18 protein-coding genes are annotated in these 17,557 nt (G+C 51.7%); 13 read left to right on the top strand and 5 right to left on the bottom strand.

The features are described from left to right. Positions 1-214: 214 nt before the first annotated feature. Positions 215-1,468, bottom strand: coding sequence for an MDR family MFS transporter (locus P4S53_RS03320; RefSeq protein ID WP_337111369.1), 1,254 nt, complete (start codon positions 1,466-1,468; stop codon positions 215-217). Positions 1,469-1,718: 250 nt separating this feature from the next. Between P4S53_RS03320 and P4S53_RS03315 the strand changes: the two genes are divergently transcribed. The 4 genes from P4S53_RS03315 (at position 1,719) to P4S53_RS03300 (ending at position 4,793) form a co-directional block, all read left to right on the top strand. Beyond that, on the top strand, positions 1,719-2,165 hold the full coding sequence (locus P4S53_RS03315; protein WP_337111368.1) for a DoxX family protein: 447 nt from the start codon (positions 1,719-1,721) through the stop codon (positions 2,163-2,165). A gap of 53 nt (positions 2,166-2,218) precedes the next feature. After that, a complete protein-coding gene (locus P4S53_RS03310) occupies positions 2,219-2,914 on the top strand; it encodes a pirin family protein (RefSeq protein WP_337111367.1) in 696 nt (231 codons plus the stop codon). Positions 2,915-3,102: 188 nt separating this feature from the next. Further along, positions 3,103-3,636 carry a molybdopterin adenylyltransferase gene (gene mog, locus P4S53_RS03305; RefSeq protein ID WP_192014316.1) on the top strand — a complete coding sequence of 178 codons (534 nt, stop codon included), beginning with the start codon at positions 3,103-3,105 and terminating at the stop codon, positions 3,634-3,636. A 137-nt stretch (positions 3,637-3,773) separates the two neighbouring features. Then, positions 3,774-4,793 carry an adenosine deaminase gene (locus P4S53_RS03300; RefSeq protein ID WP_337111366.1) on the top strand — a complete coding sequence of 340 codons (1,020 nt, stop codon included), beginning with the start codon at positions 3,774-3,776 and terminating at the stop codon, positions 4,791-4,793. Positions 4,794-5,178: 385 nt separating this feature from the next. Here P4S53_RS03300 and P4S53_RS03295 read toward each other — a convergent pair whose 3' ends face one another. Further along, a complete protein-coding gene (locus P4S53_RS03295; protein WP_337111365.1) occupies positions 5,179-5,766 on the bottom strand; it encodes a hypothetical protein in 588 nt (195 codons plus the stop codon). Positions 5,767-5,903: 137 nt separating this feature from the next. On the opposite strand from P4S53_RS03295, the gene P4S53_RS03290 reads away from it, so the two are divergent. Continuing rightward, complete coding sequence (locus P4S53_RS03290; RefSeq protein WP_337111364.1) at positions 5,904-6,380, top strand: glutathione peroxidase; 477 nt, start codon at positions 5,904-5,906, stop codon at positions 6,378-6,380. 48 nt (positions 6,381-6,428) lie between these two features. Here P4S53_RS03290 and P4S53_RS03285 read toward each other — a convergent pair whose 3' ends face one another. Both P4S53_RS03285 and P4S53_RS03280 read right to left on the bottom strand, forming a co-directional pair. Beyond that, entirely contained in the window at positions 6,429-6,770 is a 342-nt protein-coding gene (locus P4S53_RS03285) for a hypothetical protein (protein WP_337111363.1), read from the bottom strand. A 145-nt stretch (positions 6,771-6,915) separates the two neighbouring features. Continuing rightward, entirely contained in the window at positions 6,916-7,878 is a 963-nt protein-coding gene (locus P4S53_RS03280) for a CHAD domain-containing protein (RefSeq protein WP_337111362.1), read from the bottom strand. A 422-nt stretch (positions 7,879-8,300) separates the two neighbouring features. Between P4S53_RS03280 and hppD the strand changes: the two genes are divergently transcribed. Together hppD and P4S53_RS03270 are read left to right on the top strand one after the other, a co-directional pair. Next, positions 8,301-9,380, top strand: coding sequence for a 4-hydroxyphenylpyruvate dioxygenase (gene hppD, locus P4S53_RS03275; protein ID WP_337111361.1), 1,080 nt, complete (start codon positions 8,301-8,303; stop codon positions 9,378-9,380). Positions 9,381-9,554: 174 nt separating this feature from the next. Then, positions 9,555-11,006, top strand: a complete 1,452-nt coding sequence (locus tag P4S53_RS03270; protein WP_337111360.1) for a hypothetical protein — start codon at positions 9,555-9,557, stop codon at positions 11,004-11,006. Between the two features lie 184 nt (positions 11,007-11,190). On the opposite strand, the gene P4S53_RS03265 is transcribed toward P4S53_RS03270, so the two are convergent. Continuing rightward, positions 11,191-12,252 (bottom strand): bZIP transcription factor, encoded by a 1,062-nt coding sequence (locus P4S53_RS03265; protein WP_337112051.1) that lies wholly within the window; start codon positions 12,250-12,252, stop codon positions 11,191-11,193. Between the two features lie 432 nt (positions 12,253-12,684). Here P4S53_RS03265 and P4S53_RS03260 point away from each other — a divergent pair, with 432 nt between their 5' ends. The 6 genes from P4S53_RS03260 to rbsC all read left to right on the top strand — a co-directional run bounded on the left by P4S53_RS03260 (position 12,685) and on the right by rbsC (position 17,549). Continuing rightward, positions 12,685-13,212 carry a CbrC family protein gene (locus P4S53_RS03260; RefSeq protein WP_120512311.1) on the top strand — a complete coding sequence of 176 codons (528 nt, stop codon included), beginning with the start codon at positions 12,685-12,687 and terminating at the stop codon, positions 13,210-13,212. 207 nt (positions 13,213-13,419) lie between these two features. Continuing rightward, a complete protein-coding gene (locus P4S53_RS03255; protein ID WP_337111359.1) occupies positions 13,420-13,869 on the top strand; it encodes an acyl-CoA thioesterase in 450 nt (149 codons plus the stop codon). An 81-nt stretch (positions 13,870-13,950) separates the two neighbouring features. Then, on the top strand, positions 13,951-14,109 hold the full coding sequence (locus P4S53_RS03250) for a hypothetical protein (protein ID WP_337111358.1): 159 nt from the start codon (positions 13,951-13,953) through the stop codon (positions 14,107-14,109). 522 nt (positions 14,110-14,631) lie between these two features. Next, positions 14,632-15,051: a D-ribose pyranase gene (gene rbsD, locus P4S53_RS03245; protein WP_337111357.1), complete on the top strand. Its 420-nt coding sequence runs from the start codon at positions 14,632-14,634 to the stop codon at positions 15,049-15,051. Positions 15,052-15,063: 12 nt separating this feature from the next. Further along, positions 15,064-16,569: a ribose ABC transporter ATP-binding protein RbsA gene (gene rbsA, locus P4S53_RS03240; protein ID WP_337111356.1), complete on the top strand. Its 1,506-nt coding sequence runs from the start codon at positions 15,064-15,066 to the stop codon at positions 16,567-16,569. Next, the gene (gene rbsC, locus P4S53_RS03235; RefSeq protein WP_337111355.1) at positions 16,566-17,549 is read left to right on the top strand and encodes a ribose ABC transporter permease; all 984 of its coding nucleotides are present in this window, start codon (positions 16,566-16,568) and stop codon (positions 17,547-17,549) included. Before rbsA ends, rbsC begins: the two co-directional genes overlap by 4 nt. The last annotated feature ends 8 nt before the right edge of the window (positions 17,550-17,557 follow it).

Here is a 17,557-nt window from a genome sequence, read left to right as displayed (position 1 = left end):
TCTCTGGCGACACTGCTTAACTTCAACGATGACTCTCATATTGATGTCAGGTATTTTCCTGAATTAGGAAAGTTCGTTGTCACAAGCTAGTGCTTTCATCCGTCTGCAAAGTGAATGCTTGTAGGTAAGTGCAGAGACTGGATGAGCTCGGTTCCATATTCGGAAAGCAGGGCTGGTGGGAAGTGTTGTTATCGCATTTTGGCTGCGACAATAATCAAGCCAATTCAATTTCGTGTACTTGCTGTTGCTGTAAACGGGCAGAGCAGCGGTACAGATAACCCGCCAGAACCAGTACACAGGCGGTGGACAGGAACAGCGCCGGACCACCGTAAAGCGACAGGATAATCCCGCCAGCCAATGGCGATAAACTCACGCCGATCGATGCCAGATTTCCCGCCCCGAAGTAAGCCCCGCGCAGATGATCCGGCGCTGCTCTGTCAATCAGTAAATTGAAGGTCGGGAACAGGATCACCTCGCCCAGGCTCAGCACAAAGGTGGCCAGCAGCCAGTAAATGTCGGGTGCATCGAGCGGGAAACTGGCGTACAACACAAAGGCGCAGGCAAACAGGGTCACGCCCAGATACACACGGCGGTACAGCGACCAGCGACTGAGCAGTTTCAGCAGCGGAAATTGCAGCAGCACAATGACGCTGGCGTTGACAAAAATCATGCTGGTGTAAAGCTCAACCACTTTATCGCCCAGCCCATTGAGATACTGCACCAGCGAGGTTTCCTGATGCAGGTAGGCGTACATCACCAGGGTGTTGGCCAGAATCAGCACCATGAATGCCTTGTCACGCGCCAGTACTTTCAAGGTCTGGCTGAAATTCTGCTCGTTTTTGGGCGGTTGCGGGGTGTTGCGAATCTGCCAGAACGCCAGAATAAAACACACGCTGTAGATCAGGTAAGCCAGCGCAACCAGATAAAAAGAGGATTGTTCACCGGTAAAGCCAAGCTGTAAGCCCACTAACGGCCCGAAAGCCGCACCCAGATTGATGCAGTAATACCGCACCTGATGCGCCATTTCCCGCACAGGGATCTCAGGCAATAAGTCAGAAATCATCGCTCGTGCCGGCGGTTCCAGCATCGACCGGCTGATGCCTGCCATCAGGGCGCCAGCGGCGTACAACCAGGCCTGATCAGCCTCGGCCAGAATGACAAATGTGGCGACATGGGCCAGGCAACTGATGATCAGTAAATTTTTCCGGCCAAGCTTATCAGACAGATACCCCACATACAGGGCGACCACAGCGCCGCCGAGTGCTGCCAGGCTCATGATGGTGCCGATTTCAATTTCAGACAGCCCAAATTTCCGGTGCAGCATCACGGCCATATAAGGCCAGACCATAAAAAACGAGGCGCGGGTCAGCAGCGTACCGATTAACACGGCCCAGATCGGTGCCGAAAAACGGCGGACGTGAGACAACTCCATGTCTTTGATTTTCCATTGAACTATCAGGTCGTTCATAGTGTCATAGCCCCTGATTTTTGTCTGTAATTTTTCTGTTCAGACAGTAAATTATTCTATTGTTCGATTTATTCGAATGAGTTACTCAATTGCAACCCATGTTGTTTGACGGTCACTGCTACTACACTTGCTCTCAATCGAGGCAGACAGTACTGAGGCCAGTGTGTAAGCAATCAGTACAGGCTTAGTCATTGTTTAACGATCACAATTTTGAATCCTTTTTTTGTTCAATTTTTTTGAGGAAACCCTAATGAATACTTCTTTTATCAAACGCCTGCTCTCTTCTTCAGACAGCGTTGCCCCGCTGGCACTGCGTGTACCTGCCGGTATCATTTTCATGGCTCATGGTGCGCAAAAACTGTTTGGAGCTTTTGGTGGTTATGGCCTGGAAGGTACAGGTCAGTGGATGGCTTCCATCGGACTGGAGCCTGGTATGCTGATGGCTTTTCTGGCCGGTAGCGGTGAGTTCTTCGGTGGTTTGTTTATCCTGATTGGATTACTGACACGTCCGGCGGCCTTCGTGCTGGCAATCACTATGATTGTGGCTATTGTGAGCGTTCACTTACCGAACGGCCTGTTTATGTCTAACGGCGGTTATGAATTTGGCCTGTCGCTGCTGGCAATCGCTGTATCGCTGGTGTTCTCCGGGGCTGGCAAAGTGTCGGCGGACTCCCTGCTGGTAAAACGCGTCCGCTAAGGACGCGCTCAGCCTGACGATTCCTTTATCGGCATTATTTATGAGGTGACATTATGTTGGAAATCAGACGTGCTGCAGATCGTGGCAGAGCCTCGTTCGGATGGCTTGACAGCCGTCATACTTTCTCGTTCGGCCATTATTATGATCCGAAACAGATGGGGTTTTCGGCGCTGCGGGTGATCAATGATGATACCGTCCGCGCCGGTGCCGGGTTTGATACCCATGGCCATAAAGACATGGAAATTATCAGCTATGTACTGGAAGGCGAAATTGCCCATAAAGACAGCGCCGGTAACATCAAGCGTTTGCCTGCGGGTGAATTTCAGCTGATGTCAGCCGGTAAAGGGATCTATCACAGCGAGTTCAATGCGTCGCAGCAAGACCCCCTGAAGTTTCTGCAAATCTGGATTCAGCCGGATCAGCTGGGTGGCAAGCCGGGTTATCAGCAGAAAAACTTTGGTCAGCGTGAAGGCTTGACGCCAGTCATTACCCCGAACGGCGAGAACGGCACTTTGTCAATCAAACAAGATGCCCGCCTCAGCCAGCTGATATTACCGGCGGGTGAATCTCTGGCGCTGACACAACAGGCCGGACGCCGGTTTTATCTGCATCAGATCAAAGGCCAGCTGACGGTGGATGGTGAGATCCTGTCGCCGGGGGACGGACTGAAGGTGAAACACCAGCCTGAGCTGATTGTATCCAATCAGGGTGATGTTTCGGTCACAGCCCTGGTGTTTGACTTACCCTAAAGGTTTTCCGGACGTGCAAGATTGCTTACACTAGCGCAGGGGTCGCTTCTCTATAGGTGATGAAATACAGCTGTGATGACAGACTGCCGTGATGGCAACCGGTTGTGATTGCAGACAGCGAAGCGGCCCCTGTTTGCCACGTGATGTGGCCAGTTCGCAATGACAAGGCAATGGCCTGAGGAGAAAAAATGACAACAGCGAAGATTGGGATTGTGACCGTCAGTGACAGGGCGAGTGCGGGTGTGTATGAAGACCTTTCCGGACAGGCGATCATTGAGACGCTGAAAGCGTACCTGACCTCGCCGTGGGAACCTGTCTACGAAGTGATTCCTGATGAGCGTGATGTCATTGAGTCCACCTTAATTCGCATGGCGGATGAAGAAGAGTGCTGCCTGATCGTCACAACCGGCGGAACTGGTCCGGCGAAACGCGATGTTACCCCCGAAGCGACAGAAGCGGTGTGCGATCGCATGATGCCTGGTTTTGGTGAACTGATGCGCGCCGAGTCGCTTAAGTTTGTGCCAACCGCGATTTTGTCACGTCAAACCGCAGGGCTGCGCGACGATACACTGATTGTGAATCTGCCCGGCAAGCCGAAGTCTATCCGCGAATGTCTGGATGCGGTATTCCCGGCTATCCCGTATTGTATTGATCTGATGGAAGGGCCGTACCTGGAAAGCGATGAAAGCGTGATTAAAGTGTTCCGTCCAAAACAGAAATAAACCGCTGCTTTCCCTGTTGGTCACTGTGTCACACTGGCAGGGAAAATCTCCCTTCTTCTCCATCTGACTGATTTTGCAATCTACACTTTAAACAATATATCGAAGTTCCCTGTGTAGAGCGTGAAGAGGTCAGTGCTATGGAAAGCTTTATCCGAACCCTGCCGAAAGTTGAATTGCATGTCCATATTGAAGGGACATTAGAGCCAGAGCTGATGTTTAAGCTGGCACAACGCAACCAGATTTCCTTGCCTTATGCCAGTGTTGAAGAAGCCCGAGCCGCTTATCAGTTTGATGATCTACAGTCATTTCTGGATATGTATTATCTCGGCGCCACCGTGCTGCAGACAGAGCAGGACTTTTACGATCTCACCTGGGCCTATTTGCTGCATTGTCAGCAAGATCATGTCATGCACACGGAAATCTTTTTTGATCCGCAAACCCATACTGAACGTGGCGTGACATTCCAGACCGTGATGGCTGGCATCACCCGGGCACTGGCCGACGGGGAGCAGCAGCTGTCGATTTCAAGCCGGCTCATCATGTGTTTTCTGCGTCATCTCAGCGAGGATGCGGCGTTTGAAACTCTGGCCCAGGCGATGTCGTATCAGGAATACATTATCGGCGTTGGGCTGGATTCTTCTGAGCAGGGTCATCCGCCTGAAAAATTCCGTCGTGTGTTTGAACAAGCGCATGAAGCCGGATTTCTGACCGTCGCCCACGCGGGCGAAGAAGGGCCTGCCAGTCACATTCGTGATGCGATGTCGCTGCTTCGGGTGTCCCGGATTGATCATGGCGTGCAGTGCAGCCAGGATCCGGCGCTGGTGGAGGCGCTGGTTCGCAATCAGATGCCTTTAACTGTCTGTCCCTTATCGAACGTTAAACTGAAAGTGTTTGATCGCATGGCGGATCACAACATCATTGAATTGCTGCGAAAAGGGGTGTGCGTGACGATCAATTCCGATGATCCGGCGTATTTTGGGGGTTACATGACGGACAATTTTCTGGCTGTTGCCGGGGCTTTTGAGGTGACGAAAGAAGAAATGGCTGTCTTTACCGCCAACGCGATCAAGGCCAGCTTCTTGCCGCCCGAGGAGAAAGCCATGTTGCAGGAACGTTTGGCGCATTATCTGTCTGTTCAGCTCCATCCGATCCTGTAAAACAGATAAAAAAAACGCCTGTCACAGACATGACAGGCGGGGAAATAAATCAACTCAAACTGCGTCAAAGACCCTGGCGGCTTTTTCCGTTCCGGGCATCTTTGCTGCAGGAGTTTTAAAGGAACAACATACTTGGTTAAAGCGTAGGCGGTATTATAGGGGTGATTAAAAAACGTGCAATGATCACTTTTGTAAAAAATGTATCGCAATTGTTAAACATCAAGCCTGTCAAAACATTAGGCAAATGACTTTTTTATCCGCTAAGACATAAAACATGCAGCTAGCCAGTTAGTTGTATGATTTAGCATAACTTATTTGCTGATTTTTCACTTTTTTGTCTCAGCACTGCCCCCGGATTTTAGCGATCTGCTGTCTGTTTTCAGGCTCACCGGTGAAATACACGCTGAAACCAGTCTCTGAGTGTGTTTATCAAACTGACAGAGGGCTTCTCCTGCGTTGTGTTTTTCGCATTGTGGCGGGCAGATGCTTGACCTTGGTAATAGGCTTGCATGAAACGGCGTCGGAGTTGCTCTGCGCGGCTGTGACTGGGTCCTGTTGAATCGTCCGGAAACAGCAGGCTCGCGCTGGACTGGGCATGATCGGCGGCATAGCTGAGATCAATCTGCAGATAGCCGAGCACCAGCATCCACAGGCGTGTGACCAGCATAAAATAGCCATGATGCTGGTTGTCAAACCGTGCAGCATGTTCCTCGCCAAGTTGCTGTACGAACAGCGTACGCATTGCGTGGCTCTGGCTATCCGTACTTTGCAATTGCTCAAGGGCGGATAAATGGGTTTTTGTCATCAGTCCCAGCAAAAGATCGTCGCCTTGACTGTTCGGACGTTGCTGTTGCAGTGCGGCAAACTCGGTATCGAGATGGCTGAGCAGGGCGTCTAAGCTTGTGGTTTCAGGCTCGTTAAAGTCTAAGCGTCTGAGACCCATAGCGGTCAGTTTCTGGCTCAATGAAGACACGGCGGCTCCCGATAGTAAAGGCTAAAGATGTGATGGGGGCCAGTATACGGTTTTAAAGAACAATTCCCAGTTGAACAGCTGTGCCTGATAAACTGGCCACACGAATCCATGATGCATGACAGGTAAGGAACAGAGTTATGGCGGCATTTTATGATTTTTCAGTCACCAGCCTGCAAGGCGAGGTCGTGCCATTGAGCACTTACAAAGGGAAAGTTGTTCTGGTGGTGAATACCGCCAGCAAGTGCGGCTTTACGCCGCAATATCAGGGGCTGCAATCACTCTATGATACATACAGTGAACAGGGCCTGGTGATCCTCGGTTTTCCGTGCAACCAGTTTGGTCAGCAGGAGCCGGGCAACAGTGATGCCATCAGTGAGTTTTGTGAAATCAACTATGGTGTGAATTTCCCGATGTTTGAAAAGGTGGATGTGAAAGGAGCCGATAGCCATCCGCTGTTTGCCTACCTGACCGACGCCTTACCCGGGCTGCTGGGAAAAAATATCAAATGGAACTTCACCAAGTTTCTGATTGGCCGGGATGGCCAGCCGATGAAACGTTATGCGCCGCTGACCAAACCAGAGGCGCTGGAAGCGGATATCAAAGCCGCCTTGTAAAAGAGCCTGACTGTCGGCCAGTATCAGGCTGGCCGGCATGCATGATTGTCAGCTTGAGGTCGGAGCATTGGCCCGGCAGTCGCTGATTTTGCTCAGTGCCGGTTGCATGGCCTCAATTGACAGACGAACGCGTTTAGCACCTTCGGTCTGCATTGTGCCGGATTGCGTTGTTAAGGAATGAATCGGATGCTGCTCTGGCTGGCTGCATTGAATGGCTGAAATAGTGTTAAAGACACCCAGCGCGTAACCCAGACACAGGGACTCATTTTGATAAGTGCGAAGGCAGTCGTTCATGAAGGCTTGTTGCGCATCGGCTGCTGCAACCTGGGGTGTTAAAGACAGCGCAAATAAGGAGGAGAGAGTCAGTTTTATTGTTCTGCTTGATTTCATACGCACTTCCTTTCATTCATGTTTCATTCATTAATAGCAAAGTGCTGAAAATAAAGCGTGATTGGGCTCTCAGCCTGTATTGCTGTTTAATGAAGCTTTGATGAAATGTGCATGATGCCGCAAAATCTCCCGTTCAGTGGCCTGCTCAGGGTTTATAGATCTTCTCAAAGGATTTCTGAGGCGCGGCAAAAGCATATTGATTCACATGATCAATCACGCTGATTTTATGATCGGCATGCTGCTTCCGGCTGAATGTCAGTAAATGCGAGATCGCGTTATGGCGTTTTGAGCCCGGCTTTTGCTGCTCAAGATACTGAGTCAGAAAATCGATCTGAACCGCACTGTCATTAAAGTAACCCAGAGAATCCTGCAGCGCTTTCAGCTGCTTGATGTGCTCTTTCATGACTTTGCGCGGAAAAATCGGGGCAAAATATTCCAGCAGATAGCGGAGCTTTTTGCAGGCAATTCTGAGCTCGTGAATGTGTTCGTCAGGGTTGGCGTAACCGATGGACTGACAGACATTCTGTGTTTTATTGAAGTGCTTCCAGATACATTTTTTTGCAAAGGGCAGGCAAGGCTTTTTTCCTGCGTCTGTCGGTTTTACGTTCAGCTCATCCAGTAACCCGACGATCTGGGCGCATTGCTGCTGGTAGTCTGCAGATTTCAGCCACTCTTTGATGTGCTTTTGTAACACGATCCGCCTGTCCTGCAGGTCGTTAAAGAACAGGATCAGACCCTGATGATATTCATGATCCAGCGCATCGAAATAGGGCTCCATATTGCCTAAATACACATCCAGATCCCGCAACTCATTGGTTTTCTGCATTAAGGTTTTCAGGGCATTCTGAATCATCTGCTTTTGCTGCGGCAGGAAAATGGCACTGAGCAGGCTGAGCAGAGCACGACAGCGCCGGAGTGAGACACGGTACTGGTGCAGGAATTCTGTATCGTCGTCGCGCATCAGCCCTGCCTCGTGGCGACGGGCATGCTGAAATTCGCTTTTCAGAAAATGATAGGTTGGTAAGTAAATTGCGCTGTCTTTCTTCAGGGCCACTGACGCTTTTTTCCGCTGCGGTAAACGCAGTTTATCCCTTTTATTGACGCTCATTACGATGACCTCCTCCATAACCATAGTCAGGGGCTGCTTATCTTTCGAATCTCGACAGAGCCGGCAACATAGTTTCGCCGGGTGTGATTTGCCGCGTAGAGTGGTTGCTTCACTGTCGCCACTGCTTCAGCGCAGTACTCCAGCGCATACGCCTATGTAAAGCTTTCTACACTATTTTTCAATTTTATGAAATGGCTTGATTTCATGGTGTCTCAGGTTCTTACGCTGTTCTCATTGCCTGTGATGAATTCATCTCCCATCCCGCTGAAATGGCTGGCAAGCTGGCTTTACAAACTATTTTTACATTGCGTTAACCTTAGTTTTACAACTGGCTTCTCAACCTATCTCTGTGGTGCTAATTCTATAGGTAAGGAATCGCTGAACAGGCGTCAGCTAAGTAACCAATATGTGAGGATATACGGATGAGTGAAATGATGAAAAATCCTATGGGCACGGACGGCTTCGAGTTTGTTGAGTATACCGCACCGACGCCAGAGGGGATTGCCAATCTCAAAAACCTGTTCCGGCTGATGGGCTTCGCTGAAGTTGCCAAGCATAAACATAAATCAGTCTGGTTATACCGCCAGGGTGATATCAACTTTATCGTTAACGGTGAACAGCATTCGCAGGCTGCCGGTTTTGCCGGTGTGCACGGCGCGAGCGTGAACGCGATGGCATTTCGGGTGAAAGACTCGACTCATGCGCTGGAACACGCAGTGGAAAACGGGGCGACCCCCTGTCCTGCTCAGGCCGGCCCGATGGAGCTGAACATTCCGGCTGTGTACGGGATTGGTGAATCTCTGATCTATCTGGTTGATCGCTATGGTGAGCACGATATCTATGAGATTGACTTCGACTATTACCCGGATTATCAGGAGCGCCTGGCTAATCAGGATGCCGGTTTACATACTCTGGATCACCTGACGCACAACGTGAAGCAAGGGAACATGGATCTGTGGGCAGGCTTTTATGAGCGCATTGCCAATTTCCGCGAAATTCGCCACTTTGACATCAAAGGGAAAGTGACAGGTCTGCTGTCTCGCGCCATGACCGCGCCATGTGGCAAAATCCGTATCCCTATCAATGAATCCAGCGACGACAAATCGCAGATTGCCGAGTATCTGGATCAATACAATGGCGAAGGCATTCAGCATATCGCGTTAAGCACGGACAATATTTTTGAGACGGTGTCACGGCTGAAGAAGAACGGTCTGGCCTTCATGGACACCCCAGATACTTATTATGAAGGGGTGAACAAGCGGATTCCGGGTCATCAGGAAGATGTGGCGAAACTGAAAGATCTGAAAATCCTGATCGATGGAGATGAAACCGGCATTCTGCTGCAAATCTTTACTGATACCGTGATTGGCCCTGTGTTCTTCGAAATTATTCAGCGTAAAGGCAATGAAGGCTTTGGTGAAGGTAACTTCCAGGCGCTGTTTGAATCGATTGAACTGGATCAGATCCGCCGCGGTGTGATTCAGGTGGAAGATAACGCTTAACGTTATTCTTTGATTGAGATAAACAAGGATATGAACAAGCCCGCACGGCCAGGTGCGGGCTTTTTTCGTTTGTCTGAAAACGGGTTCGGGCATCCGGCTTGGCGTTTATCTGCTTCACTTACAGGAACCGGGTGCCGTTTTCTACCTGCACCGGGATCATCAGGAGAAAGGGATATGGTGCGTTTGCTGACACTGCTGGTTTGCTTATGGGTGACTGCCTGCGCAACGGTGCCCGAGCCAATTCCGGATTCGATTCCGGCCCAGCAGCAAATCTACACGCAATCGCAGGGCGGTTGTGTCGATCTGCTCACCAGCTTTAAGCGCACGGTTCAGCAACAGGGTGTACAGGATGCGCAGCTGGCCTGGGATCCGAGATTTCCGCACCTGGCTTTTGATCGGTTCAGCCTGTCCTGGTTATTTGAGCTGACGGGCCGCGACAGCAAGCGCCAATGGCTGGACTACGTGTCACATCAGGCCGCCGTTCAGCGGCAGGCCGAATATCAGAATCTGCCGGACAACACCGCTTATAGATTAAGCCAGCTCGATCAGTGCGCGACACAATTGGCGAGCCGCAGCTTGTCTCAGCCCGCTCTGTGGTCTGCGTTGCTCGCTGCGCCGCCTCAGTTGCCATCCGGCTACGCTACCTGGCAACGGGTACTGGGGCTGTACCCGGTCACACAACATTTTGCCAGACCCTCAATGGATAAAGAAAAGCGGCGTCTGATCAGCCACTTTATCCAGCCTGTTGAGGGTTATGCGATCCACTACGCGTCTGATGACAGGCCATCGCTGAACCGCTCGCAGATACAGGCCTGGTTTCGCCGGGCAAGAGAGCAGTCAGCACTGTCATGGCCGCAGTTAAGTGCAGGGCAGCAGCAGCGTCTGCTTCACTATTATGCGCCGGTGTTTGAGGTTGAAACCCGCTCGCGGGATGATTTTCCCGGTCAGGTGAAGTATGTGACGGCCAGTCAGCCTGGTGTCGTTTCTCAAAAGCCGACCCTGTATACCCATATCAGCTATACCCGTTTTTATGGTCAGACCCTGATGCAACTGAACTACACTTTGTGGTTTGCCAACCGTACAGCACGTTCAGGGTTTGACCCGTATGCGGGTCAGTTTGATGGGGTTCTGATCCGCCTCACGCTTGATACTGACGGCCAGCCTTACATTCTGGACAGTATTCACCATTGCGGCTGTTATCACATGGTGTTTGCCCTGTCACCGGCACTCACTTTTTCGCCGCCGGACCATAAAGCGGAATGGCCTGTTACGCTGCAAATTTATGCCGGGCATCAGGCAGACAAGCTAGGAGTGACCTTATCCGCTGGTGAACATATGGTGAAAGATGTGCAATGGCTCGGGCATGACGTCCGCGCACGTTCATTGACCCTACAGCCTTACGATCAGTTACGCAGTCTGCCTGCCGCCCCAAGTCAGAATAAAAGCCTGTTCAACCCGCAGGGCATGTTACCGGCCAGTGTGCGGGCAGAGCGGTTTTATCTCTGGCCGCTCGGGGTGAAATCGCCGGGAACACAACGTCAGCTGGGCCATCATGCCACCGCGTTTATCGGCAAGCGCCATTTTGATGAACCGTTTCTGTTTGAGGCGTTCTTTCAACAACCTTAGCTGATCGCCGGTGACCATTCCGAGTCGCGATGGTCTGTGTGGCGCAGCTCTGTGTAGCGAAGCAGAGTCGTAAACATGGTCGCGAACATGGCCGCGAAACAGAAAGCGGGCGCCTGGGCGCCCGCGATGTTGTCTGATGCTGTGGGGGTTAAACGCTTTGCTGTTTATCCGAGGGTCTCTAACATCAGGCCTGCTGGCCTTCAGTGTCCGTCTGAGCCTGCAGCCCGTGCCACTGGAAATGATGGTTCGGCTTCTTACTGACCAGACCTTCATCCATCATGCGGTGGAATACGGCATCGACGTCATCCGCCGAGAGCTTCAGCGCCCGTATAATGGCCCGCTTTGAGCAACTGACGGCATCAGACGCCAGGGCTTGCACCACACGATCATAGGGCGACAGCGGGGCCGCTTCATCGGCACTTGCCGACTGAGATTCACGGGCAGCGTCAATGGCCAGCGTGGCCATACTGGCCGTGTCCGCATCGCCACTTTCCGGGGTTTCTGGCTTTGCCGGGTGAGGGCCGGCGGCAGATTTCCTGACGGTCGTGTCTGAAACGTAAATGGCATGGCGCTGGTTAAATTGCTGACGAAAACGCAGCTCTTCACCGATCAGGCCGACAAAGAATGCGGCAAAGAAATCCAGCAGCACAGAGAGAAAGATCACCAGCCCAAGTTGTGCAGCTTCATTGCTGACTTTCAGGGTTTTGGCCAGACCGTCAATCAAACCCAGTACTGAGCCCTGGCTGACCACAGGCAGGTTGTCCCGCTCCATCGCCAGTGCTTGCTGCTGCTCGCGCAGCTTGCTGTTCTCCCGCTGAATCCGGGTGACGCCGGTGGCGATGCGCTCCATCCTGATGTATTTCTGCGCCGCCTCATTGTTCAGATCAATCTGCTTTTCAATGGCCTCAATCTGCATGTTATACGCATTGATTTTGCTTTGCTGCACAGTGACATGACTCTGCGCCTGATTGGTTGCACTTTGAATCCCTCCGACTGAACCGCCGATGGAGATCGCCGCCAGCACCGAGTAAAAAGCAAACGCGCAGGCAGCCCCTGTATAGCTGCGTCTGGCACGGCGTTCGCCAAATTCATACCAGGCGAAGAATTTACCCAGTTCGAAAATAACCGCCAGACCGCCAAAGAGGATCTGCATCACCGGATTGTCGTCGATAGACAAAAACAGCAGCAGTGAAAAAATGATGGAAGCCAGAATGGAAGCGCTGGTAAAGCTGTATACCGTCCACATGGCGAACCGGCCTTTCGGAAAACGAACAGTGCCTGTCCCGGGTAGAGCGTTGTCTGAAACCATAATCGTGTTTTAATGCCGGCAGGGCTTACAGCCCCAAAATAGAGTGATGAATGAGCGGGGTAGGATACCGGAAAATCCGGGGCACGCGGCATGAAAAAGGGCGTTGTGCGTGTCTTGAGCCGGAAATTTGCACAGCGTTGTCATAACTGGTGAAAGCTTGTCCATCTCGGCGCTCAGGGCTTTCCTGCTGGGTTGTTTAAAAAGTGATCGTGCTTCGGAATTAGCGCTTCGCAAGGCCTGAACCTCACTTTATCGCTAAATCTTAACCTGATCTTGCCGCATAAGATTGATGCCAGAGTGGCTCTTCACTTTGGTGTGTATGACAAGAATGGCTACAAAGCCATCGGTTAAGACAAAGGAATACAAATAGTGACTCTTCCGAAATTCACCTATCACCCTGATCCGCTGGCGACTGGTGCTGTAGTGAAAAGCATGAAAGTGTGCGATTGCTGTGGCGAGGCGCGTGGTTATCTGTACAGCGGCAGTATTTATTCCCAGCGCGATGTTGAATGGCTGTGTCCATGGTGCATCGCTGATGGCTCGGCAGCCAGAGAATTCAAAGCCTCGTATTCTGATGATTTTCCGCTGGACGGCGCTGGCCTGAAGCGGGAAGTCATTGCTGAAGTTTGCCAGCGCACGCCTGGCTATCAGTCCTGGCGTCAGGAAGTCTGGCTTGATCACTGTGGCGATGCCTGTGAATTCCATGGCTTTGCTGAGCATGATGAGCTGAAAGCTTTAAGCGGACAGGCGCTGCAGGCATTTCTGAGCCGTCACATGCTCAAAGCAAATTTATGGCAGGACATCCTGGATACCTATGAAAAAGGCGGTAACCCGGCGGTCTACAAGTTCAGATGCCGGCACTGTGGCGACATTCTCTACGGCATGGATTTTCTCTGATTGTGAACACGGCGTTCTGAACAGTCCCGCATGATTCTCTTTCCCTCCCCTTGCCAAGGGGAGGGAGCAGAGCTGTCGCGCTAACCGGTGTGATCAGAGATGCGTCATTGTCTACTTCTCATTTCTGTGGTTCGATGTTGTTGTTATGTTGCAAAACGGTTAGATTAAATGCTCTAACAAAACGTTTTTTGCCTTTGAGGAGCCAACATGGACGCAATTCTTCAACAGTACCCTGTGGTGACTGAAATTCCGGTCGCCTGGGGGGAGATGGACGCCCTGAATCACGTCAATAATGTGGTTTATTTTCGTTACTTCGAAACCGCCCGTCTGGATTACTTCAAAGAAGCAGCGCTGATGGATGATATCAAAGATACCGGTGTCGGCCCGGTACTGAGTGATACCAGCGCCCGGTATCGCCTGCCGGTCACGTATCCTGATACTTTGCTGGTCGGCTCCCGCGTCACCAAAATTGAAGAAGATCGTTTTACCATGGAGTACGAAATTTTCAGTCAGAAAATGGGCGCGGTCACGACCCGTGGTACAGCTCAGGTTGTGATGTTTGATTTCAGAAACAACAGCAAAGCGAAAATTTCTCCTCAGCTCCGCGAAACTATTGAAGCGATAGAAGCACGTAAGGGATTGCCCGCCAACGCCTGATCTGAGCTATAACTTCGAATGAAACGAAAGACACCTGATTCCGCTTCTATAATCAGAAGGAGGGCGAATAAGGAGTCTTTCATGTTTATTGCGACAGAACACAAGATCACCGATCTGGACACGTTTTCGCAAAAAGCCGGCCCGGCGCTGGGGCATCCCCTGCGGGCCTGCGTTTACAAACGGCGCTATTGGATAAAGACGATCATTGCTGCCGCTGTATCTGGGAGGCGGATTCGATAGAAAGCGTGCAAAATTATCTTGAACCTGAGCTTGGTTCGGCTTCCGTCTCTGTGTACTACCTGCTCGATCCGTATTCGGCCATCGGCTGAACAAGATATCCGCCGCAGTCACCGAATGAGCAACCTGCGGAAAAGTCCCCGAGTCCCCCGCTGAATACTGTGCTGATCATGCCTGATATCGGGTCTTCAGACGCACAGAGACAGCGGATGCCTCTGCGTTTTGCTGTTTCTTGCCATCTCTGCCTCACCTGATCACGACATAGATCACCTTTTTAGTGTCTCCTACTGATAGTTCTGACGATCCTAGTCACAGTTCATCTTTTCGCCTGCTGCAAAGAAATCAAACTTGATTAGAATTCATCGAAACGTTTCGATGGGTTTTCCCAATCATAAAAAAGACAGGAAACAGAAAACACATCACTGCCCGATTCAGGGTAGATAACCGATTTTTTAACGACGTTAGAAGATTTTTCTGGCTCTTTCATGACGTAAAGCCAGTGATTGCCAACCAAGGTGTTGAAGAATGAAAAAAAGTACCCTACTGCACGCCGAGTTGTCCTATCTGGTCGCGACTTTGGGACATACCGATGAAGTGACCATCTGCGACGCAGGGCTCCCTGTGCCGGAGTCGGTTCAGCGGATCGACCTGGCTCTGACACATGGTGTGCCCGGTTTTATTGCAACCGTTCGTACCTTCTTGTCTGAATCGCACATTGAAGGTGTGGTGATGGCGGAAGAATTCCGGCAGGTCAGTCCTGCACTGCACCAGGCAATGATAGAGACGCTGCATGAAGAGCAGATGCGCAGTGGCCGTGAAATTACCGTGTCTTATCTGTCGCACGAGGCCTTTAAAGCACGCACGCATCAAAGCCGGGCGGTGATCCGGACCGGGGAGTGTACGCCCTATGCGAACGTGATTTTTCAGGCTGGCGTAGTGTTCTGAGGAGGACGGGTGATGACGCAGGCCATTTTACAGTTAAGTGAGATTGAAAAAGCCTTTCCGGGCGTGAAAGCGCTGGATAAAGCCAGCCTGAATGTGTATCCGGGGCGGGTAATGGCGCTGATGGGGGAAAACGGTGCCGGAAAATCGACCCTGATGAAAGTGCTGACCGGTATCTACAGCAAAGACGCCGGCAGTATTCACTATCAGGGGCAGCCCGCCACTTTTCAGGGACCACGGGATTCCCAGCAGGCCGGCATCAGCATTATTCATCAGGAATTGAACCTGATCGCTGAGCTGACCATTGCCGAAAACATTTTTCTGGGGCGTGAGCCTACCGGACCGCTGGGACAGATTCAGTGGCGCCGGATGTACGATCAGGCCGATCAGCTGCTGGCCCGCCTGAATGTGAAACACAGTGCCAAAACCTTGCTTGGCGAACTCAGTCTGGGTGAGCAGCAAATGGTGGAAATCGCCAAGGCACTGTCGTTCGAGTCGAAAGTCATCATTATGGATGAGCCGACAGATGCTCTGACCGATACCGAAACGGCCTCGTTGTTTCAGGTGATTGGCGAGCTTCGCGAACAGGGCTGCGGGATCGTTTACATTTCACATCGTTTGAAAGAAATCTTTGAAATCTGCGATGACATTACCGTATTGCGCGACGGCAAGTTTATCGGCGAATGTGCGGTGGCTGAAACCACAGAAGACGAGCTGATAGAAATGATGGTCGGCCGCAAACTGGAAGAGCAGTATCCGCGCATTGCGGTGCAGCACGGCGAGACCTGTCTGGAAGTGATTGGCCTGACCGGTTCCGGTATTGAGGACGTGAGTTTTACCCTCAAGCGCGGTGAGATTCTGGGGATCTCCGGGCTGATGGGCGCAGGCCGGACTGAGCTGGTTAAGGTGATATACGGTGCTCTGCCCAGCGAACGCGGGGTGATCAACCTGAACGGCAAAACCATCAACCCGGTCAGTCCGCAGGATGGACTGCTCAATGGCATTGCTTATATCTCGGAAGATCGCAAAGGCGATGGCCTGGTGCTCGGGCTCTCAGTGAAAGAAAACATGTCGCTGTGCACCCTGGATAAGCTGAGCAAGGGGTTACAAATCAGGCACGGCGATGAAGTGATGGCGGTGGACGATTTTATCCGCCTGTTCAACATCAAAACGCCGGGGCGCGATCAGATCATCGGCAACCTGTCCGGTGGGAATCAGCAAAAAGTGGCGATTGCTAAAGGGCTGATGACTAAACCGAAAGTACTGATCCTCGATGAACCGACCCGCGGTGTGGATGTTGGCGCTAAGAAAGAAATCTACCAACTGATCAATCAATTTAAAGCCGAAGGCATGAGCATCATTCTGGTGTCGTCTGAAATGCCGGAAGTGCTGGGTATGAGTGATCGTATTCTGGTGATGCACGAGGGTCGCATCAGCGGCGAGTTTGACGCAAAAAATGCGGATCAGGAAAAACTGCTGGCCTGTGCTGTCGGCAAAACCATCAACGGGGAAGCGGCATGAATACCAAAACGTTAAATCATCCAACCGACGCCAGCGCGAGAAAGTGGTTCAGCAAAGCCTGGCTGATTGAGCAAAAATCGCTGATTGCCCTGCTGTTACTGATTGCTGTGGTGTCTTTCCTGAACCCCAATTTTTTCACGGTAGATAATATTCTCAATATTCTGCGTCAGACATCCGTGAACGCCATCATTGCTGTCGGGATGACACTGGTCATTCTCACTGCGGGTATTGATCTGAGTGTCGGCTCTGTACTGGCACTGTGCGGTGCCTTTGCGGCCAGCCTGATCGCGCTGGAAGTGCCGGTTCTGATTGCGGTGCCCACGGCCTTGTTTGCCGGTGCGGCACTTGGTGCGATTAGCGGCATCATCATTGCCAAGGGCAAAGTGCAGGCCTTTATCGCCACGCTGGTCACGATGACCCTGCTGCGCGGTGTGACCATGGTGTACACCGATGGTCGTCCGATCTCGACCGGCTTCACCGATACTGCGGATGCATTTGCCTGGTTCGGCACCGGTTATGTGCTTGGTATCCCTGTGCCGGTCTGGCTGATGGTGGTGGTGTTTGCTGCAGCCTGGTACCTGCTCAATCACACCCGCTTTGGCCGCTATGTGTACGCGCTGGGCGGGAATGAGTCGGCCACGCGTCTGTCCGGGATCAATGTGGATCGCGTCAAAATCGGCGTGTATGCGATTTGCGGTCTGCTGGCGGCACTGGCGGGCATCATTGTCACCTCGCGTCTGTCTTCGGCGCAACCGACGGCGGGTATGGGATACGAACTGGATGCCATTGCCGCTGTGGTACTGGGCGGCACCAGCCTGATGGGTGGTAAGGGCCGCATCATGGGCACCCTGATTGGTGCGCTGATCATCGGTTTCCTGAACAACGCTCTGAATTTGCTCGATGTCTCTTCTTACTACCAGATGATTGCCAAAGCAGTTGTGATTTTGCTGGCCGTGCTGGTGGACAACAAAAACAAGTAAATCCTCTG

The sequence above is a fragment of the Photobacterium sp. Hal280 genome (genome assembly GCF_037162255.1).
In the GTDB taxonomy this organism is placed as follows: Bacteria; Pseudomonadota; Gammaproteobacteria; order Enterobacterales; family Vibrionaceae; genus Photobacterium.
The sequence above is the reverse complement of the archived record's forward strand: the minus strand, read 5'-3'. Positions and strand labels throughout refer to the sequence as shown.